Source organism: Nitrospira sp. BLG_2, from assembly GCF_049222245.1.
This window is the reverse complement of record NZ_JBLYIG010000165.1, coordinates 1-19,850: the sequence shown is the minus strand read 5'-3', so window position 1 is coordinate 19,850 and position 19,850 is coordinate 1. Positions and strand designations below refer to the sequence as shown.

Below are 19,850 nucleotides of genomic sequence, written 5' to 3'. Positions count from 1 at the left end.
GTCTTTGTAGGATCTGATTCAACGATCGGGGACGATTGCATTCTGTACCCCAATGTCGTCGTCCGCGAGAGCTGTTCACTTGGTGCGCGAGTGATTGTGCACAGCGGAACCGTGATCGGAGCCGACGGGTTCGGATACGTGCAGCATCAAGGCCGACATCATAAGATCCCTCAACTCGGCGGCGTTGTCATCGAAGACGACGTTGAACTAGGAGCCAATGTGACGGTCGACCGCGCAACGTTCGGCCGGACTTTGATAAAGCAGGGCACCAAAGTCGATAACCTCGTTCAGATTGCCCACAATGTCACAGTGGGAGAGCACTGCATCGTTGTGGCGCAGGTTGGCATTGCCGGCAGCACGACCATCGGTCATCATGTGATGATCGGCGGCCAGGCAGGACTTGCCGATCATCTCACCATCGGCGATCAGGTCATGATTGCAGCCAAAGCCGGAGTAAATCGGAGTATTGGATCGAATCAAGTGGTTGGCGGTATTCCGGCAATGCCGCGTGACAAAGCGCTGAGGATTCAAGGAAGTATTTTCCAGCTTCCTGAAATGAAAGAACTGGTCCGCAATTTAGATCAGCGAGTCGCAGCTCTTGAAACACAGTTAAAAAAGGGGGCGAATCGGGCTTCTCGATCAAAGACGGCACGTACTAAAAAGAACTGAGCTTCACCCGCTCGGCTTTTCTACCTTGATCACTCTCCGCCACAAGAACAGCCGCGCCCAATAGAATCCGGCCCAGGGCATCAAAAGAGCGGGAATCATGCTCACATGGCCGTAGGCAGAGGCCGCAATGGTTTCTCCGATCAAGATCATTACGCCCAGCAAATACGCGATCGGAACGAACTGACGTCCGGGATGCTCGATGGTCGTCGCGTCCGACCTTTTCTTAAGATTTCCCCTCTGCCGACTCAGCCCTTCTTTCATACGAGCCGCCAGAACTTCCGGGAACTCCCGCAAAAGATACCGTTGATAGAGCGTCTGCGCCGCTCCCAAGCCTACGCCAGACATGAACAGTCCAGAACTCTGAAAAAAGGTATCCCAAGTATAGCTGTCGGTCGAGAGCCATTGGTATCCCAGACCTCCAACCGCCCCGATCACACAGATGAGTCCTAGAAGGCCTGATGGCAAGAGGATATACGTTTTTACGTACTCCTGGGCCAGCTGCACCGTGTGCTGTGGATGATGAACGTTGATGAGCTTCGGCACGTGATTCCCTTGGCAATCGTCACTACACTCGGAGATCAAGAATGCCATTATAACCATCCAAATTTCTACAGCAAAGAGTTGAATGAATGGATGGGCTCATTAATTTGATTCTAATAGACGGCAGATTGCCGGCTTGTTCTTTCACAAGAGCGGTATGGATATTGTGAATATCCAGGTGAATCAATGACACGATGCCGATCGTAAGGACGTCCATCGCAACATACAGCAGTATGAGATAGTCGTTCACGTGTGCTCGCGTAAGAAGGAGTACATCCTGGACCATGAGATAGAGCCGATAACTTAGTCATACTGGACCCTAGCGGCAGTGAAGAACGGACGGCTAGTAATGCCACGCTGTCCGATGAGAAACGATCGATGTTGCTGCGAGGATTCAGTGGTGGAATGATGGAGAATAGTCAGGTCTCCGTCTCATAGGAATCGACTATGCGGTATCGCATCTCTTCGGCGACAGGATTCTGGCGCGCTCGGTATGGCTCATGTGAGCCTGTGTTCCGCATTTCAGTTATGCGGTGACGAGTACGCCTTGCGTCGAGCATGTAGGTGGTAAACAGCCGATCAATCTCCGTCATGGTACGCACCGGTATCGGCATCAAGATCGGTCGGCTTCAACGTAGTCCTCTTGGAGTCCACCACGCGTTGCAGGGTCAACGCAACCGCGTCAAGACTTTCGAGCAACGAGGTGAAGGAATTAAAAACGGAAGTCGGCACACCGGCCATTGGTGGTGGGGTGGAAACGTCCGAAAAGGTGATACGTCCGACCGCGGGAGGATGTAAGATCTCCGCGATCGATACTAATGGCATGCGGCTCAAATCAATTTCACAAGAACCGCTCCCCTCATATTCTTGCCGATCGTCCATCCGCACGACGGGGCGAAGAGGATAGCAGCTATTCACTTTGGCCACTGTTCCTACTTCTCCGGTCGTCAGTCGCACCGTAGTCCCAAGAGGATAAACCGAAAGTTGCTCGACGAGTGCTTTTAGGATTTCTCGAGGAAAGGTCCTTCGTTCAGCCACCAAAAGTTCCTTGACCGCTTCGTGTGGAAGCAAGCGACGGCGATAAGGGCGCTCGCTCACCAAGGCATCGAATACGTCAACCACTCCCAAGATCAAGGCCATTTCACTGATCTCTCTTCCTGTGAGCCGATTGGGGTATCCCTGCCCATTAAAGCGTTCGTGGGCCTGACGCGTCAATTGTGCCAACCAGTGATACGCTGGCCCGCACTTCTCGACCACCTGATATCCAAGCTCAGGGTGCCGTTCGATGAATCCGCGTTCTTCTTGGGTCAAACGGCCGGTCTTGGCGATCAAGGATTTCGGCACGGCAAATAGTCCAATATCATGAACAAATCCAGCCAGTGCCAACCGGTGCAGTTCTTGCCCATAGTACCCGAGACCGATTCCTACCTTGGTTCCAAGTATGGCCACATTGATCAAATTGGTGATGAGTGGTGACCCGGACGGCCCAGCCAGCGCTTGCACCACGAGTTCATCGTTGTGCTTCAGAGATGACACGACGTCCCCCGCAAGTGCCTCAAGTCGTTCAAGGGGGATGGCACGATGTTCTTGAACGGAAGTCGCTAACTCGCCTAACGCGTGTTCCGCTTCGTGATACCAGTTGGTCAAGCCATCACCCATGCGCCGTTATGGTCGTGCACCGACGGGGTAACGTTGGACGCGGCGCATTCCAAATGCGCCAAGACACAGTCCAATGAGACTCGTAGTTGAACCCTGGATCTGACTATGATCTTGTACCGCATCGACAAGGAGCGCTGCCCTTCTTCATTTCGACATCCCAGTCAGCGAGGAGCGTCGATATGGGGTTCATTCAATGAGGCAATACGGATTGTATCACCATGCGTTCTTTCCGCCCGCTTTCCGCCCAGTCCTCAATTTGCTTCACGCTTTGGACCAGACGTGATTGGATCGCATCATAGTTCTTGGCACTCACCACCGCACGGCGCTGCATCACGATCGTGAGAAAGCTATGCAATCCCATAAAAAACACCATCGCATGGGAAGCATTGACCTGTTGAGCGGCAGACCATAGCTGCGCGACACGTTCAACGACATTTTGCGAACCGGATGACGGTGAAGAGGGGACGCCGTCACCACTCTTGAGAGTCTGGAGGACAGCCGTCAGATCGGGAAATTCTTGCCGAACGATTTGGAGAAAGCCGTGATCTCCTTCGGCTGATCGGTCGAGAAATTCTTGGATGGAAGCCACATTGCATTGTTCCGCTCCACGTCCTATTAATCCCTCCGTCTGGGCCACAATCGTCTGAACCAGATTGCGATGGAATGTGTCGGATGGCGTGCGCTGATCTTGAAGTCCACGGAGTAACACCAAAAAATCGTTCGTTGAAATCATTGCCGGTGGGCCATCGTCGGAAGCCGGTGCTTGTTCTTCCTCAAATGCCACACCCGTCGCTTTGGTCAGAGCTCCATGAACGTGCCCTAGCTGTTTGCAGAGCGCGATGAAGTCATCGGCGGAAATTCGCGCGGAAGGGTCTTGAACGGCCTCAACGAAGGGAAGAGCTGCGAAACTGGCTCGTTCGACATCACTCAGGTTGAGCGTGGCTGCGGACCCGCCGAGGTTCGAAATGCCGACCTTGATGGTCTGAGCCAAGGCGCAATGGCGTTCGAAAGGGGGAGCTTGCTGCAGTTCATCGAGTGCCACATGAATTTGTTGGAGCCATTCCTGCGCCTCTTGAGCGAACAGTTCAACGAGTTCTTTCTGGAACGCATCTTCGGTTTCAACGGACATGACGTCGGCCCTTCAGGGGGAACATGGAGGTGCTCAGCTGACTAGCTCCTCCCATTTCCAAGTTGGGAGGCCAATCCTGCAATCTCACTTAACTTGCGCGCCATGTCCTCAAGTCGTTTTGTGGCGTTCTCGGCGGCTTGTTCGGCTTCCACGACCCGTTGACTGAGTATTCCGTTGCGATCTCGTTCCGCCGTCAGGAGACCTTCCATTTCTTGAACTTTCGTCGCGACTCTCTCCAATTCGTGAAGTTGTCCCATTGTTTCTTCACCTTTCCGTCGTTCCGTCAAAAGTTCGGCTTCGAGGTCCTGAATTCTTTGGTGAAATTCGACTCCCTCTCGTTCTGCGTTCGCGAGTTTTGCTTCTATGTCTTTTGCCCTGATCAACCTCTGCTCCAACTCCGCCAGTTGTTGTACGAGTTGCTCGGCCGCCGCCCGTTCAGCGTGCAGAGCGGATTCCAATTCGGCAATTCGACCGGAAGTTTTTTGCCAGTTTTCGGCTTCCTGTGTGAATGCATCGACCGCATCCTGTTTTGCCTTCAATGCTGATTCCAGCTCAGGGATCCTTGATATGTCTTGCTCTACCCTGGTAAGTGTTGCCTGAAGATCGTCGGCGCGTTTGCACTGTGCCGCCAACTGCGCTTCACTTTCCTTGGCTCTGGCGAGCTGTTCTGTGGACTCAGACAGCCGTTTACTCAACTCTTCACAGCGAACTCGATTTTCCCGTAATTGCTCTTCAACCTCCTTGAGTTTTCCGGCCTCCTGGCTCAGACTCAGGGGAGGTTGGTCCGACATCTTTATCGTTTTCTCAGCGGGAGCCGCCGCAGGGGCGGCAGTAGGCCCATCGGCAACGGCCGGTGCCGGTTCCTGCCGTTTTGCGATCAACTCGAGGACTCGGTCTTTTAGGGACGTACCCTGAAATGGCTTTTTCAATACCCCATCTGCTCGACAGGAGTCGGCCTGTCTAGTCACTTCATCGTTCACGATTCCGGAGATGAGCAACACGGGCGTCGCTGCCAGAGCCGCGTTTCCTCGGATAAATGCACAGACTTCATACCCACTCTTGTCCGGCATGATGACATCTGATACGACAACATCAGGGCATTCTTTCTTGAGATAGGTCAGCGCCTCTTCTCCGTTTGCCGCGAGAGAGACGCTGAGGCCGGCCTCGGTCAACAGCCGCTCCGCAACTTTACGAACTGCGATACTGTCATCGGCTATTAAGATCTTCGGCATGCATGCACCTTTCGTCCATTCCGGCACAGCGGGGAATTGTCACATAGTCGACCCAAGCCGTGATATCGAGAGAATCGGGATCTCGTCCAGGCCGTTGGTATAACTACCTTCTGCCGGCATATCCTTGTCTTGGTATGTCTGAATCGCAGCAGGATCCACAGTATGCAGAATCGGAATTTCTTCATCGATGCACATCGCCATTTCTCCAAGAGGATGTTTCACCCTCAAACACAAGGGATTACTCCCTTGCACAGTAAGACGAAGCGATGCGGCCAGATCGAATACCGGTAGCACGATCTGCCCCTGGCGAACGACCGCCGTGATAAAAGGAGTTCGACCAGGGACCGGGATAGATTCATCCCACTGTGAAATACCCGCTACTTCCAATGTCTTCACGGCCAGGCGCCTCCCTCCCACTGAAAACACCAACAACCGCCAAGATTGTCGCGCCGCTTCCGCCTGATGCTTTTGACCGGTCCTCAGCATATCGGTTACCGTGATCTTTGGGAGCCCCAACCATGGCTCCGCACCGTCCTCTAAGCCGACACGTGCTCATTGAGAATCCACGTTGTATTCAGCACTAACGCAATGCTTTTCGCGAATAGGATCATGCCCTGGTACCAATATCGCTCCGGTCCGCGGAACTGCATGGGAAGTGGCAGGATTTGAGTCAGTGGGATTTCAAGAAATCCCTGCACCGTGGTGACTCGAATGCTCCCACGCGCTTCTCCTTCAGAAAGCAATAGAACACGCGTGTTTGCCGAACCCTGATCATTCGGTATGTTCAATCGATCGGCCAGATGGATGGCACCATATACCATGCCGTGAGCCGTCGGGTGTTCAATGTTTCCGGTCTCTTCGAGGGTCAATAGCCCACGTATCGATTCGGCATTCACTGCCAGGTACTGTCCGCTTAATGTCACGATGACAAATCGTGATGGAGAAGCTGGCGACGGAGTTTCCCTCACCGGTTTCCTGATGTCCATGCCAAGGTCTTCTGGCCCATTCTCTGCAACAAATCGCATTTCGTCAATTGATACGAGTATTTCCGCAAGGTTACTTGCGCAGCGCCGGAGCCTTTCCTAGCCACCGTTCAACCTCTTGCAGCAACATCCGTTCTTCTACCGGTTTTGGAATGTAAGAATTGGCACCAAGGCTCATCGCCATCTGGCGATGCTTGTCTCGCGCCCTCGTCGTCATGACGACCACCGGCGTTTGACGGGTTTCAGGGCGACTCCTGAGAGCTTGTAAAACTTCGAATCCGTTGAGCTTCGGCATTTCGAGATCGGTGAGAATCATCCGATAATCGGTCGTTGAGGCTTTTCGGAGACCATCTTCACCATCAACGGCCGTATCGAACGGATATCCGGCCGACTCCAACATTCTTCCGACGAATTTCCGAATGCTTAACGAATCGTCAATCAAGAGCAGGCGCGCCGCTTGCGGTTTGCTCGATAACACTTTTGCTTGCGGCATGGGCCGTTCCTGAAATGGCAGGATTTTTGATAAGACGGGACGTGCAGCCATCGAATCCTTCGTTCCCCTCGATGTCATACGGATTGGATCGATAACAAGAACTACTCGTCCCTCAGGGTCAATGGTCGCCCCTCCAAAAAACGAATGCTCCAACGGTTTCAGTGATCCGAGTGGCTTAATGACGATTTCTTGACGGCCCAACAGTTCGTCGACCGCTAACGCAATCGGCCCTCCCGCTGTCCGGACGATCACGACCGGTATGGTCCAGTCGACGCTTCCTGGTTCTCGGCGAAGGACGTGATGGAGAGATTGTAATTCAATCACTTGCTCGCCGACCTGTAAGAACTTACGACCATCTTCCTCTCGCACTGAGGATAGTGTCGGTATCGTGACTTCCTGAATGTTCAGCAATGGAATCGCGTATTTCTCGAAACCGACTCTCACCAGCAACGCGGTCGCGATGAGGAGGGTAAGAGGGAAATTCAAGGTAAATTTAGTTCCGATGCCTGGCTCAGATTCCACGTCGATATGCCCGTTCATGCCTTCAATGACCCGCTTTACGACGTCCAGTCCTACGCCTCGACCTGCTTGATCCCCGATCTGTTCCGCTGTTGAAAACCCAGGCATGAAAATCAACTGACGGAGATCCGCATCCGACATCGCCTGTATCTGGTATGATGGCGCAAGTCCGATCTTGCCTGCTTTATTGCGTATCTTCTCCAAATCCAACCCTGCTCCATCATCTTCCACCTCGATGATGATAGAATTTCCCCGATGAGCCGCGTGGAGATAGACAGTTCCGACGGCAGGCTTACCCTTTGCGGTTCGGTCGGCCGCCGGCTCAATACCGTGATAGACAGCGTTCCTGACTAAATGCACCAAAGGATCCACCAATCGTTCCACTACTCCGGTATCAACTTCCGTCTGCTCGCCCGATGTGATCACAGACACTTCCTTGTTCGAGGCTCGGGCGATTTCTCTGACCGCTCGGCGAAACCTCGTGAATGGTGTCCCGATCGGAACCATGCGGGCACGGGCGATTTCGTCGCGCATCAACAGCGTCAAGTGTTGCAGGTGACCCATCTCGTCGACGGCTCTTTGGATAGATCCGTCCAGCTGTACCATCGACTCACTGATATCGGCGGTGATTTCTCCTATGCGCCGAGCCAAAATATTGAAATCGTCGTATTTATCCAGCTCGAGGCTGCCAAAATCGCCGAATACGGGAAGTCCGTGACTCGCCGGCGTGGCCGAACTACTCGATGTGTCCTGATAGCTGAAGGTGTGCTTGTCTGCAAAAGATTGGACGGAATCGACCAAGCGACTCTTGAATACCAACACTTGCTGTGACAGTTGCTTCAAGCCTCGCAGCCGTTGTTCCATTCTGCCGCGTCCAATGACGAGTTCTCCCACCAAGTTCATCAGTCGTTCGAGCCGCGCAGAATTGACTCGGATGACCTCTCGTTCCTCTCGCGATTTGTCGTTCGGAACTTTATCGTCTGGTCCACGATGCTCGTCATGTTCGGAGTGCCCTGCGGTCTCTGAGCCGGAAGTGTCATCGGGTTGATGTGTCGGCGGTGTCTTGCCTGCGGCACTCTGGTCCAATTGTCTCAATTGGGTGCGTGCCGTATCGAATCGTTGCCTCGTGTGGCCCACCTTGTTGAGGTCTCTTCGCATGAGCAGTCGTACAACATCAATGGCGCGAAGCATCAGATCCGTATGCCCAGGTAACACACTGAGGCTACCGTCTCGAACCGCCCCCATGAAGTCTTCGACATGATGGACGAGGTCGCCGATCGATTGAAATCCAACGGTGTAGGCGGAACCCTTCAAGGTATGCGCGCTTCTAAACAGCTGATTGATCAATTCCTTGTTTTGCGGGTCTTTGTCCAATCGTAGGAGACTGGATTCCACCAGCTCCAGATACTCCTGCGCCTCAGGAATAAAGTAGGAGAGCACTTCCGGGTCCAAATCCGGAATCAAGTATCTATCCGATAAGTCCGGGGGGGACACTTCTACACGAACAACAGGCTCACGGTGGACGGAATCCAAGCCATCCTTATCGGTGCGGTGCGATAGAACTTCCGCTGCAGTTGAGGCGGCTGCACCTTCCGCTATCCTGGCGAGGCGATTGAGAAGAAGTGGTATATCGCGCTGGAGTTGCTGCGCATTTGCCTGTTTATGACTGAGTAGGGACCGAATCAATTCAGCAGCCTGTGCAAGCATGTCAAGAAGGTCATTGCTGAGAGGAAGGCGTTGTTCATGAACCGCGACCATGCAATCTTCCATCGGGCGGGCGATGTCTCCAATGAGTCGATGGCCTACGGTGTACGCCGAGCCCTTCAGAGTATGTGCCGCGCGAAAGAGCCGGTAGATCGAGTCTGCATCATCCCGTTTGTCTCTAAGGATACGAATCAATTCGTCAATGGTGCCAAGGTACTCCTCGGCTTCAGGGATGAAGTAGGATAAGATTTCTTCATCGAGTCCGGGGAACAGGTAGTCTTCAGTGATTGTTGGCACGGGGCATATGGAGGCTTCCGTGTCATCCGCTCTTCCTTCCCCCTGCTTTATCAATGCCCAACAGCGTTCTACGATCCTTGGATCCTCAGCTTCCCCTTGTCCGATGGTTTGAACGATTATCCGAAGGCTTTGCGTAATGTTCCGCATCGCATCTATCGTTCGGCCCCACCCAGCTGTAGGTATTGGCGCCGCTTGCTCAAGTAGCATCTCCAAGTATTCGGCAAGTTGAGCGATGCCGCTGTAGCCATACAGGGCAGCCGCCCCGCAAATACGGTGTGCCACAATGTACTGGTCGGCAAGTTCTTGAGGAGTGGGTACAGCACCGTCGGGAGGATGCAGCGCCTTGGTCAGGGCGTCCAACCCATCCGAAGCTTCAAGGACAAAAATACTGATGAGATTCTGCCTGTCGAATTCCGAGCTCATCGGTCCCTCTTTACACCGGAAGGCTTCTCGCTCAGTGGATGAGGGGGATTCTTAGGCCAGCTTAAATTGTGACACCGAAGTCGTCAGACCTTCCGCCAATGTCACCATGTCTTCTACCGTTGCACGCGCCGAATCTGTGGCTTTTTGCGTCGCTACGGCACCTCCGGTAAAGTCTTTGATCGAACGTCCGACCTGATCGGTGGAAACCGTTTGGTCAGCTGCCGCCGCTGCAATGCTTTGGGCAAGTTCCGCAGATCGCTGAGCAATCGTCGAAATTTCTTTGAACACATCCCCCGTACGCATGGCAGAAGCCGACCCGTCCTCGACGGCCTGAGTTTCATGTTCCATGGCAACGACAGCGTGTTGCGTTTCGCTCTGGATAACTTTCACGAGGTCCGAAATCTCGCGTGTCGCCTGTGTGGAGCTCTCCGCGAGTTTCCGTACTTGATCGGCGACCACGGCGAAGCGTGCTCCGGCCTCGCCTGCACCGGCGGCCTCAATCGCAGCGTTGAGGGCCAAAAGATTGGTTTGATTGGCAATATCCCGAATGGTCGATACGATTTGTGAAATTTCCAATGAACGGTCGCCGAGCGCCTTGATTTGTTTCGACATACGTTGGACCGCCAATTGAATGCGTTGCATATCTTGAACCGTTTCTTGCACCGCGCGCCGGCCGTCTTCTGTGGATTTCAAAACTTGACGGGCTGCTTCGGACGATGCTCCCGCAGTATCCGTGACTTGGCGCATGGCGGAGGCCAGCTGTTCGACGGCGCCTAGCGCCTTGATCGATTCGTCAGCTTGGTGTCTGGCGGTTCCAGCCATCTGTCCAGCATTATCTCTCAGCTTGCCCGCCGAGGCATTGACACGTTCTGCTGCTTGGCGCACTTGTTTCATCAACTGTGAAAAGCGCTGAATCATGAGATTGAATCCGTCCGCCAGATTTCCAAACATATCAGCTGTCACTTCACCGCGCTTGGTCAAATCGCCTTTCCCGACATCGGATACCAACACAAGGAACTGCACGAGTTGTTTTTGCATCTTGTCCCGCTCTTCTTCCGTCGAGACCAGAGTGGTGATTCGATCCAGCATGATATTGAACGCCTTGGCCATATGACCGACTTCATCGTCGCTCTCCAATTTTGCGCGGGCCTGTAGACTGCCTCCGGCAGCCTGTGTTGCGACGTCGGCTACATGGATGATGTCCCGTACAATGCTGCGTGCGAGGAAATACCCGATGGCGAGTGCCAGAAGGAGCGCGGCAATTGCTCCACCGAGCATGATCTTGGTGAGGTGTATGGCCATGTTTTGCCCAGTATCATTTAATTCGCTTGCCAAGTCTCGAATGAGTTGTGCCACCCATTGGAATCGCCATATCGATCGGCCGTGCCACAAGGCCACTTCAGTTGACAGCACTGTGGTGGCCAGTTCCCTCATCGCCTGCCTTTGCTCATCCGTCAGGGAAGGGTCGAAGCTATCGTTCAACGCTCCCACTGTGCTTTCAGCCGACGCGAAGTATTCTCTCAACGTAAAAATGAGGACGTCCAGCTCTTGTCCGTCGCGACGGCCGTCCACCGTCTCATGAGTGGCGGACGGTCGATATGTCTCCAGCGGCATCAGGGTGCGCCTCTTCAATTCGGCAAGGGGAATGATGGCCTCATCGAAATCACTCTTTTGTCTTTGGTACGAAACGCTCAATAATGCATTGTGATAGAGACTAAGGTTGGTGCTGCTCACCGCGACGTGTGAAATCCCCACTGTTGATTCGTCATAAATGGAACTCAGCTGACCCTTCAACTGGCTGAGGCCCATCAAACCGATCAGGCCGATTGCCATCGTGCCGACAATGATGACGGAAAACCCTATAAGGATCTTGTGCAGAGCTTTCAGGTTTTTAAACCATGACTGAGGCGACCATTTCCATGTCTTCCTAACCTTCCTCATGATTTTCCTCCTGCTCACTGATCAAGATAGCGCGTACCTTCGTCGGCGCAATCGTTCCCCGATATGACGTTAAGGACTCTGGTCAGTGCCCCGTTTCCTCTATGGATGCCAACAGTCGTGGCATTTCCAATATGGCGCTCGGTTTTTTCTCTGTTTTAGAGTGCTCAGAGAGCAAGGGGAGTTTCTCGGCGGCGGTACGAACCGAGGATGCCGCTAGATCGTTCGACTGGATAGTACGAATTTCCGGTATATCTTCGACCAATATGCCGACTTGTTGAGTTCCATGACGAACAACAACCGCATATTTCGGAAGGACGGAGACAGATACGCCCAAAGTTACTCTCACATCCGCAAGTACAATGACGGTCCCGCGTAAGTTGGTGACACCGACCAGCGCAGCAGGCATTCCTGGTACAGGTGTGATCGACTTGGGCTCGAAGACTTCGAGGACTTCACGTAAGTCTATGGCGAATGTTTCTTCACCTAAGACAACCAGGCAAGCCCTCAACGACTCTGTGGATTGCGTCTGTTGTGGGACTGAGTCTGAATGAAGTTGAGGCAACTCGCCTATGGAAATCATCGTTTCGCGGCCTCGGCAGCATCGCTTCTCTCAGCGCAGTGCAAGCTTGACGGCTTGCAGAAGTTCCTCCGATTTGAAGGGTTTCACCACATGTCCGTTGGCCCCCTGTTGCTGTCCCCAGAACTTGTCGCTTTCCTGCCCCTTCGAAGTGCAAAGCACGATGGGGATACTCTTGAAACGAGCATCGGTTTTCAAATCTCTGCACGCCTGAAATCCATTCCGACCCGGCATGACCACATCCAAGACGATGAGGTCCGGCTTCTCAGAGGTGATCTTGTCCTCCAATCCATCTGCGGTTGAGAACGATACAACGGTGTGTTGGGCAGCCTTAAGATACGACTCGATCAATTGCAGTTCCGCGTACGAGTCATCGACAACCATAATTTTGCTCATACAACCCTTCCTCTTCTCTTCAATCAATGTTTACATTGGCTTCAATGCGCCGGCATCACCATTGATTACAAGTCAGTCCATCGTCCGCTTACCGAATGACTCGTGCTCAAGCCATGTTTTTTATTCTTACGTCGCCGATTCGTGCTGTTCTCACGCAGTGTAACGATTTGTTGATGGTTGGCAAGAAAACGGTGAATATTGGCACTCGTTTGGACAAGTTGGAGCCGATACCGGCGTAGGAAATCGCGTAATGAAGCTCCCCGCAGCAAGCTGCGGGGTATCACAAGTTGAAAAGGAACTGGGAGATATCAGATGAGACAGGATAAATCGAGGTGATGGGACACGTGATCAGCCCATCGATCAAGCTCATTCTGTGATCGTACTGTCACCATCTTTGACACGAGCTCCTCAAGAAGCGGAAGCCCTTTCCTCGTACGAGCGCGATTGAGCCAAGCACGACGAAAGCCGGGTTCATCAAACACGCCATGTATGTAGGTGCCCCACACAAGGCCATCTTTCCGAATGGCGCCATCAAACTCCTCTTCATCCTTCTCACCCAGTACGGATTGACGATGGACTCTGAAACATGGAAGTTCGGTTTCTCGTCGCGTGATACCCATATGAATTTGATACCCACGAACCAAGATCTGATCCCGCACGAAGCCATTTTCCGTACGTGCTATCACTTGTGTGGTGCGCTTGGCTTGCTCGAGTTTGGTCTCGGTATTCAAGTAGCTGAGTCCACGGCTTGTACCGCCCTGCTCAACCTTGTAGGGATCAGATATCTGCCGACCGAGCATCTGATAACCACCGCAGATTCCGATCAGTTCTCGCCCACTACGCAGATGATTGTCCAGTGCAAAACCATATCCATTCCCCCTCAAATAGCAAAGATCTGCCAGCGTATTTTTGCTCCCGGGGATTATCACGACGTCGGCCTCGGTAAGCGAGGATGATGAATCCACATACTTCAATGCGACATCCGCTTCGGATGCCAAGATATTGAAATCGGTAAAGTTGCTCATATGCGGCAGTAGAATGACGGCAATGTTGATGCGGTCAGATGCAAAACTTCTTTGTCGGTTCCGGTCGAGATCGAGACTGTCTTCTTGATCGAGCCTCAGATCATGAAGGAACGGCACCACTCCCAACACCGGCAGTCCGCTTCGTGCTTCCAAGAACGTCACCCCATCGGCAAACAGTGTGGCATCACCACGGAATTTATTGATGACGACTCCACGGACTCTGGCGCGTTCGTCAGGCGCCAGCAAATCCAAAGTCCCCAGAACTTGCGCGAAGATCCCGCCTCGATCGATATCGGCGACCAGTACGACATGGGCATCGGCCAATTTGACGACCGGCCAATTGACCAGATCCTGCTCGCGGAGATTGACTTCTGCCGCACTGCCCGCCCCCTCAATGACGATCATTTCGTATTGGCCGGCCAACCGAGCGTAACTTTCTTCGACCACGGACCAGAGTCCTTGTCGGCCGTCGAAGTACGTCGAGGCCTCACGCTTCCCTAACACCTTGCCAAGGAGAACAACCTGGGAGCAGGTGTCAGATTCCGGCTTGAGTAGGATCGGGTTCATATCAACATGCGGTGGAATCCCGCATGCCTCCGCCTGCAGGGCTTGAGCTCTTCCGATTTCATGACCGTGAGGAGTGACGAACGAATTCAACGACATGTTTTGGGCTTTGAATGGTGCCACCGAGACACCGGTCCGACGAAGTAGGCGGCAGATTCCGGCTGTGATCAAGCTCTTCCCTACATCTGAACCAGTACCGAGAATCGCAAGCGCTCGCGCCTTCATCGGTGCGTCTCCGTCCACTTCCTTGCCTTGGTTAAACCGCGGGAGACACAATTCGAGACCGCTCTTCCGATCAACGCGCCCATAATTGTATGGGTTCCGCTGTAAGTATGCAGTGGTCCATCGCCACGCAAGCGGCACGCAATCACAACCGCATCGGTACCCGTCCCAGTCGCAAGATCTTTCCCTTTCCGATTCGGTATGACGTGGTCACGCAGGACGCCGGTCTTTGCCTCCGTGGCAACCTGCACCGCGCCGACCATGGCGGAGGTCGAGAGACTACCATTCGTAATCAGGATGAGATTGATCGTTCCGACTCTTGTCAAAGCATTTTTCTGTCGATGAGCGAAATGCCGTGGCCACTCCCCGGCGCGAACCGCATTCGTGACCCCGACCGTAGCGAAACACTCCACCCAGAGCTCCCCTGCCGAAACTCGTGACCTAACAAGACGTGTCATCGGTACGGCGGTCATGAGTCCGACAGCGTGGTCTCCAATGTTGAGCTGTGAAGCCAGCTTTCGCAAGTAGCGAGCCGGATCGGGAAAGTGTCCATTCATATTTGAGTTCGTGTCAACTTGATGATTGATGATGTGCGAGGCTGACTTGAATCCACCACCCTGCGGTGCGGATGAAAGTACACGCCGTCGGCCGCCGAGACTGATGACGAGCGTGTGTCCGATCACGTGATGCCGAGTGCTGACGAATGATCGGATTCTAATCGTCATGATACCGGGCGGTGAAGGAGTTTGGACAAGGACTGGATGAGCTGATCATTGTCCTGCCGAGACCGCACGGCAAGTCGAATAGAACGAGCGTTGCATCCCGGAACGGATGAACAATCGCGAATCAACAGCCCATCATTCCGCAATTGCTCGACCACTTCACGCGCGCGCCATCCACGAGGCAGCTCCATAAAGAAGTAATTGGCGTGCGTTGGCATGACTGAACATCCGGGCAAGGCAGCAAGCAATTTCCCAAACCGATCTCGTTCTCTTGCCATAAATCGTCTGCTCTTTCGAGCATGGGCCGCATCTCTCACGGCGGCCAGCGCAGCCACCTGCCCCAGGACATTCACTGACCATGGCGGTATTTGCCTGCGCAATAATTCGATCACCGAGGGTTCTGCCACTGCATATCCGATCCGCAACCCGGGCAAGGCATAAAATTTGGTTAAGCTGCGCAATATCACGACGTGCGGCCACGAGACAGCCTCGGGTACGAATGACCGTTCAGGGCAATAGTCGGCAAACGCTTCATCGATCATCAACCAAGCGCCACATCGTTGAACGGCTCTCGCCAATTGTTGAATGTCATCGACGGAACAAGCTTGCCCGCTTGGACTATTGGGATTGCAAAGCATCACTCCGTCGAACGCATCCATTCCTTGCCTGTGTTTTTGTATCAGACGACACACCTCTTCAATGGGTTGCGCATACCGTTCCGCGCGCTTCGCATAGACGGCGCTGACGCGCCCTCCGTTGCGTGCCATCGATGCCGCATACTCGGAGAAGGTGGGGTACACAACCAAGAGATGCCGAATCTTGAGCGCCCGAGGAAGCGCATCAATCAATTCCGTCGAACCGTTTCCTACGGCAATGTGTTCCAAGGGTCTTTCCCACGACTTGGCGAGTGCCTGCCGTAGCTCCAAGCAATCCGGGTCCGGATAATGAACCACCAAATGGCGAGCATGAGCGATCGCTCTCCATACATGCGCGGGAGGTCCCAGCGGATTAATACTGGCGCTAAAATCGATAAGCCTGGTCAGGTCCCGGCCAAGTTCACGCGACGCCGCGTAGACATTGCCGCCATGGATCGGACCGTTCAGACGAGCCACACCGTTCCTACGGCAAGGATGACGCCCAGGAGACACGCTACAACCATAATCCGAGACGCGATTGTGAGATCGTTCAAAACAAGCTGACGTCCATTGGTTCCGATCAGAGGTCGTTCGTGAGGCACGCCATCATAATAATTGGTTCCTCCCAATTGAATTCCCAACGAGCCGGCCATCGCTGCCTCCGGCCGTCCACTGTTCGGACTCGGATGTTTCCCGCCATCACGCCAAAGCACATGCCATCCTGTTCTGATGGGGCCGCTCTCGCCCATGACCAAACCGGCTGCCAGAAGAATAAAGATTGCGGACAGACGGGCTGGAATCCAGTTGGCCACATCGTCAAGCCGGGCGGAGGCCCAGCCGAAGTCGATGTGCCGTTCGTCCTTGTGGCCGATCATCGAATCCAGCGTACTCACCGCCTTGTAGGCGAGCGCGAGAGGCGCTCCACCCATGGCGAGATAGAACAACGGCGCAACCATTCCATCACTCGTACTTTCAGCCGTTGTTTCAATTGTCGCGCGAATCACTTGCTCTTCCGATAATTGCTCGGTATCTCGTCCAACGATCCTGCTGACGGCGTGACGAGCCCCGGAGAGGTCGTTTTGTTCCAGTCGCCTCCATACATCGTGAACATGATTCCACAAATCACGGCCGGCAAGTGTGGTCCATCCGAGGGCGATCGACAAGAAGCTTCCGAGCCACCAGGCTATCCCCTCAGCCCAAGTAATCGCTTCATGACTGAGACCAAACACGCACAATGGCAGGCCCAGCGCCAGGAAGAGACCGCATGTACGCAGGGCGTAGGAATGACGATAGAGTGTTCTGACGTTTTCATCGCACCAGGCGATCACCGCCCCCATCGCACGAACAGGATGGGGGAACCACCGAGGATCCCCCGCGACGGCATCGACACTTGCTGCGAGGAGGAGCTCACTGCCTGTCATGACAGGACAAGCGCCAGCGGAACGACCAGCAGGAAAAGGATTTCAACGAGCTCATTTGTTGCGCCCAACGTGTCCCCCGTAATCCCCCCGAACAAGGCGCGACAACCAGCCTGAACCGTGGCAACCACGGCACTACCGACGGCCAATATTGCGATTGTTTCGGAGACACCCAGCATCAGAATAAGCGCTGAGGCAAGTACCAACGTCGATCCCAGCACGTGGACCAAAGACAAATGAGCGAGGAATGGCGCCGCCAAGCCTCCCTCTGCTCTTGCATAAGGAGATAGCCAGGCTAAGGTCACCATTGCCCAACGACCGAGCGCCGGCATGCAGACAAGAGCCGGCAGACGGAGCGGTTGTGGGAGAGCCATAAAAGCTGCGTAGCGGAGAATCAACGACAAAAAAAGACCGGTCGCTCCGATCGCACCGATCCTCGGATCACGCATGATGGACAGGCGATCGGCCGGTTCTCTGCCACCGGCAATGCCGTCAAGTGTGTCGGCCAAGCCGTCCTGATGTAACCCGCGAGTGAGGACAACGAGCAACACGATCAGCAATACATTCACGACCTCCGACGCAAACAAGTTCGTCAGCACGGTGTCCGCCAGTGCCAATGTCCCACCGATCATCAGGCCTACGGTGGAATACCACGCCATCGATGAGGCTAATTCCATCGCGGTGGGTTCGTGATGATGTCGGCTGAGGGGAATCGCGGTCAAAAAATGCCACGCGAAGAGAAATGGCCGAACAAGGCTCGTCATGTGCTGCGCTCCGACACGCCGGCTTCGTCGAATGTTGCCATTTCAGTCATGACTTTGACGGCGGCACACACTAAATTCATCGCTAAACACGCGCCCGTCCCTTCACCAAGCCGCAAGTCCAGATCCAGCAGCGGTTTTACGCCAAGATGATCGAGCAGCACATGATGGCCACGTTCGACGGACCGATGGGAGGCAATCATATACCCAAGACATTTGGGCTGCAGTCGAGCGGCAATCAATGCGGCGGCTCCGGCGATGAACCCATCCAGTACAACCGGCACCCGAGCCGACGCCGATCCGAGAATGAGACCGACGAGTCCGGCGATTTCGAGTCCACCCACTTTTGAAAGTACTCCCAATGCATCATCCGGATCCGGGCGGTGGAACGCCAACGCTTTCTTGATCACCGATATCTTGTGTCGGTAGACGGCATCGTCAACTCCTGTACCGCGCCCAGTCACCTCTTCTACCGTCCGACCTGTCATCACGGTCGTGATTGCAGAGCTGATCGTCGTGTTACCGATTCCCATTTCGCCGGTACCTATCATCCCGATTCCCTGTTCAACCGCATCGGACACAAGTTCAATACCGACCTGAATCGCTTGTTCCGTCTGTTCGCGACTCATCGCCGACTCGGTGAGCAAATTATTGGTTCCCGGCATAATTTTTCTATGAATGAGTCCGGGAACGGACCCGAAGTCATGGGCGACACCGATATCGATGACACGGACTTCAATCCCCATATGCCGCGCGAGCACGTTGATCGCCGCACCGCCACGTAAGAAATTCAGCACCATTTGAGGCGTGACCTCTTGAGGGTACGCACTCACGCCTTCATGAGCCACTCCATGGTCCGCGGCAAAAGTGAACACCGTTCCACGCGGGATGGTCGGCTTCAGATTGCCGGTGATCATGACATACTGAGCAGCCAGATCCTCGAGCCGACCCAGGCTGCCTACAGGTTTGGTCAAGCGATCAAGCCGAGCCTGCGCCTTCGGCCCCAATTGTTTGTCCGGCATCATAATGTGACTCAGGATATTTTGTAACATCACGGCATCTCCCCGACTTCCCACTCACTTCAATTTCAAGGTCTGGCCGCCGACAACGAAGTACACTTCATCTGCTTCGGCGGCCACTAGCTGGTTCATCTTCCCCGACAAATCACGAAACCGCCGCGCCTCGGGTCCGATCGGAACCAAACCCATTCCGAGTTCGTTGCTGACGATCACAACTTTCGCCGATCCGGTTCGAATCACTTGTAGCAATCTCGCAATTTTTTCCTGGACTATTTTCTCATCGACCAGCTCGCCTATATTGCTCAACCACAGCGTGAGACAGTCAATGACAATTGATTGATATATATGAATATTATTTTCAGCCCATTCTGAAAGGTCCACTGGAACTTCAACTGTGATCCAGTCCGAGGAACGAGTCGCTCGATGTCGGGCGATGCGAGCCGCCATTTCTTCATCCAGTTCCTGGCCGGTTGCTATGAAGGCCTTCGGTCCATCACATTGGCCGAATCGGAGCGCCACATCGCTTTTACCTGATGCCGCCCCACCGAGTACAAAAACCAAGTTTCCGGCAGGTTGTGCCCGAAGACTCTTTTTAGTTTTTCGTGGTTTGGACATCCCTCTCCCATAAAAACTCCGGCTCACTCTGGGTCTTTGCCACCCAACGACCCAAGACGAACAACGCATCGCTCAGTCGATTGAGAAATTTGATGATCGTCGGATCAACCGGCTCCGCTTTTGACAGGGCAATGCATACCCGTTCGGCCCGGCGGCAGATCGTTCTGGCTTGATGAAGAAAACCCGACACTTTTCCGCCGCCCGGCAGGATGAACTCTTTGAGCGGCTCGAGATTCTTTTGACAGCGGTCCATCAGTTTTTCCAAACGCAAAACGTCCGGCGCTCCCACTTGCGGCATATTCTTGAA

General features: G+C 54.0%; 20 protein-coding genes. 1 reads left to right on the top strand and 19 read right to left on the bottom strand.

Features of this window, described 5'->3' with window-relative positions; translation table 11 throughout:
* The coding region (lpxD, locus tag ACOSYY_RS04605; protein WP_421661095.1) for a UDP-3-O-(3-hydroxymyristoyl)glucosamine N-acyltransferase at window positions 1-669 on the top strand (669 nt) is incomplete at its 5' end.
* A 3-nt stretch (window positions 670-672) separates the two neighbouring features.
* On the opposite strand, the gene ACOSYY_RS04600 is transcribed toward lpxD, so the two are convergent.
* From ACOSYY_RS04600 to ACOSYY_RS04510, 19 genes are all read right to left on the bottom strand, one after another.
* Window positions 673-1,212, bottom strand: coding sequence for a hypothetical protein (locus ACOSYY_RS04600; RefSeq protein WP_421661094.1), 540 nt, complete (start codon window positions 1,210-1,212; stop codon window positions 673-675).
* A gap of 22 nt (window positions 1,213-1,234) precedes the next feature.
* Window positions 1,235-1,459, bottom strand: a complete 225-nt coding sequence (locus ACOSYY_RS04595; RefSeq protein ID WP_421661093.1) for a hypothetical protein — start codon at window positions 1,457-1,459, stop codon at window positions 1,235-1,237.
* 329 nt (window positions 1,460-1,788) lie between these two features.
* Complete coding sequence (locus ACOSYY_RS04590; protein WP_421661092.1) at window positions 1,789-2,868, bottom strand: HD-GYP domain-containing protein; 1,080 nt, start codon at window positions 2,866-2,868, stop codon at window positions 1,789-1,791.
* A 190-nt stretch (window positions 2,869-3,058) separates the two neighbouring features.
* The gene (locus ACOSYY_RS04585; RefSeq protein ID WP_421661091.1) at window positions 3,059-3,997 is read right to left on the bottom strand and encodes a hypothetical protein; all 939 of its coding nucleotides are present in this window, start codon (window positions 3,995-3,997) and stop codon (window positions 3,059-3,061) included.
* 41 nt (window positions 3,998-4,038) lie between these two features.
* A complete protein-coding gene (locus ACOSYY_RS04580) occupies window positions 4,039-5,229 on the bottom strand; it encodes a response regulator (protein ID WP_421661090.1) in 1,191 nt (396 codons plus the stop codon).
* Between the two features lie 39 nt (window positions 5,230-5,268).
* A complete protein-coding gene (locus ACOSYY_RS04575; RefSeq protein ID WP_421661089.1) occupies window positions 5,269-5,745 on the bottom strand; it encodes a chemotaxis protein CheW in 477 nt (158 codons plus the stop codon).
* A gap of 20 nt (window positions 5,746-5,765) precedes the next feature.
* Window positions 5,766-6,215, bottom strand: a complete 450-nt coding sequence (locus tag ACOSYY_RS04570; protein ID WP_421661088.1) for a chemotaxis protein CheW — start codon at window positions 6,213-6,215, stop codon at window positions 5,766-5,768.
* Window positions 6,216-6,285: 70 nt separating this feature from the next.
* Entirely contained in the window at window positions 6,286-9,648 is a 3,363-nt protein-coding gene (locus tag ACOSYY_RS04565; RefSeq protein ID WP_421661087.1) for an Hpt domain-containing protein, read from the bottom strand.
* Window positions 9,649-9,699: 51 nt separating this feature from the next.
* Window positions 9,700-11,589, bottom strand: a complete 1,890-nt coding sequence (locus ACOSYY_RS04560) for a HAMP domain-containing methyl-accepting chemotaxis protein (RefSeq protein WP_421661086.1) — start codon at window positions 11,587-11,589, stop codon at window positions 9,700-9,702.
* Between the two features lie 82 nt (window positions 11,590-11,671).
* Window positions 11,672-12,169 (bottom strand): chemotaxis protein CheW, encoded by a 498-nt coding sequence (locus tag ACOSYY_RS04555; protein WP_421661085.1) that lies wholly within the window; start codon window positions 12,167-12,169, stop codon window positions 11,672-11,674.
* Window positions 12,170-12,199: 30 nt separating this feature from the next.
* A complete protein-coding gene (locus ACOSYY_RS04550; RefSeq protein ID WP_421661084.1) occupies window positions 12,200-12,562 on the bottom strand; it encodes a response regulator transcription factor in 363 nt (120 codons plus the stop codon).
* Window positions 12,563-12,870: 308 nt separating this feature from the next.
* Window positions 12,871-14,376: a cobyric acid synthase gene (locus ACOSYY_RS04545; RefSeq protein ID WP_421661083.1), complete on the bottom strand. Its 1,506-nt coding sequence runs from the start codon at window positions 14,374-14,376 to the stop codon at window positions 12,871-12,873.
* Window positions 14,373-15,098: an adenosylcobinamide amidohydrolase gene (locus ACOSYY_RS04540; protein ID WP_421661082.1), complete on the bottom strand. Its 726-nt coding sequence runs from the start codon at window positions 15,096-15,098 to the stop codon at window positions 14,373-14,375. Before ACOSYY_RS04540 ends, ACOSYY_RS04545 begins: the two co-directional genes overlap by 4 nt.
* Window positions 15,095-16,207, bottom strand: coding sequence for a threonine-phosphate decarboxylase CobD (gene cobD / locus ACOSYY_RS04535; protein WP_421661081.1), 1,113 nt, complete (start codon window positions 16,205-16,207; stop codon window positions 15,095-15,097). The genes ACOSYY_RS04540 and cobD overlap by 4 nt, the downstream gene beginning before the upstream one ends.
* Window positions 16,195-17,151: an adenosylcobinamide-phosphate synthase CbiB gene (gene cbiB / locus ACOSYY_RS04530; protein WP_421661080.1), complete on the bottom strand. Its 957-nt coding sequence runs from the start codon at window positions 17,149-17,151 to the stop codon at window positions 16,195-16,197. The genes cobD and cbiB overlap by 13 nt, the downstream gene beginning before the upstream one ends.
* Window positions 17,148-17,912 carry an adenosylcobinamide-GDP ribazoletransferase gene (locus tag ACOSYY_RS04525; RefSeq protein ID WP_421661079.1) on the bottom strand — a complete coding sequence of 255 codons (765 nt, stop codon included), beginning with the start codon at window positions 17,910-17,912 and terminating at the stop codon, window positions 17,148-17,150. The genes cbiB and ACOSYY_RS04525 overlap by 4 nt, the downstream gene beginning before the upstream one ends.
* On the bottom strand, window positions 17,909-18,961 hold the full coding sequence (cobT, locus tag ACOSYY_RS04520; RefSeq protein ID WP_421661078.1) for a nicotinate-nucleotide--dimethylbenzimidazole phosphoribosyltransferase: 1,053 nt from the start codon (window positions 18,959-18,961) through the stop codon (window positions 17,909-17,911). Before cobT ends, ACOSYY_RS04525 begins: the two co-directional genes overlap by 4 nt.
* A 24-nt stretch (window positions 18,962-18,985) precedes the next feature.
* On the bottom strand, window positions 18,986-19,543 hold the full coding sequence (gene cobU / locus ACOSYY_RS04515) for a bifunctional adenosylcobinamide kinase/adenosylcobinamide-phosphate guanylyltransferase (protein ID WP_421661077.1): 558 nt from the start codon (window positions 19,541-19,543) through the stop codon (window positions 18,986-18,988).
* Window positions 19,521-19,850: ATP:cob(I)alamin adenosyltransferase (locus ACOSYY_RS04510; protein WP_421661076.1), on the bottom strand; the 330-nt coding region annotated here is incomplete at its 5' end. The genes ACOSYY_RS04510 and cobU, both read right to left, overlap by 23 nt.